The organism is Variovorax sp. P1_H2 (assembly GCF_056405295.1).
Window position 1 is genome coordinate 1 of sequence record NZ_JBFUCJ010000296.1, and the last position, 900, is coordinate 900.

1 pseudogene is annotated in these 900 nt (G+C 59.2%); it reads right to left on the minus strand.

The features are described from left to right. Positions 1–143 precede the first annotated feature (143 nt). A pseudogene (locus AC1D2E_RS35990) lies at positions 144–662 on the minus strand (YbhB/YbcL family Raf kinase inhibitor-like protein); the annotation flags it as partial. Between the last annotated feature and the right edge of the window lie 238 nt (positions 663–900).

Below are 900 nucleotides of genomic sequence, written 5' to 3' on the forward strand. Positions count from 1 at the left end.
CTACAACCATAGGAGATTGCACTCGACGCTGGGCTATGTCAGTCCCATGATGTTTGAGCAACGCTGGATCGCGGCCCAGCAGCAAGACAGGAAGTCCGCATAATCGGCAGCCTATGGAGTGCGGGCAACAGGGGCAAGGTCATGTTGGCATTTACCATGAAGCCAACCAGCGCTGGCGTGCTGTCGAGTGGTACGTCAATCTTTTCGGTCTTCAAGGCGTAGACCGTGAAGACATAGCGGTGCGGCTTGTCGCCTGCAGGCGGACACGCACCACCGAATGCCGGTACGCCGAAGTCATTCCGTGCCTGAGCACTTCCGGCCGGCAAACCTTTGCCGTCGGCGGCGCCGGCGCCTTCAGGCAGTTCGGTGGCCGTGGCGGGGATGTTGTAGACCATCCAGTGCCACCAACCCGAACCGGTGGGAGCGTCGGGGTCATACACCGTCACTGCGAAGCTCTTCGTGTCTTTGGGAGCGCCGCTCCACTTCAACAGAGGCGACACATTTCTCCCCTTGCTGCCGAAGTCGTTGAAGACCTGAGCGTCGGGCAGCGTACCGCCTGATTTGATGCTCGGACTGCTGAGCTCAAACCCGGCGCCATTAGCGAGTGGCAAGCAAGATGCCAAGGCAAGAGCAAGGGTGGTAGAACGCAGGTCGAAACGCATCATTGTCTGCTCCTGTACAAGTGGGGATTCGATTCTGATGGAACGAGGGACCGCCGCAAATGCTCGAAATAGGCCTCGCCGTCGAACGGCCGGTTGTGGCTGCGGATTCAACCGGTCGATGCAACGGTTTGGCTGAACATTTCAGCAGGTGTTTGGAGCCTGTCCGGAATTCTGTGGTAAGCAACTGGCCACGCCATCTTGAATCGCTCCGCTGGTGCCGGGAGCATGCGTCCACCTC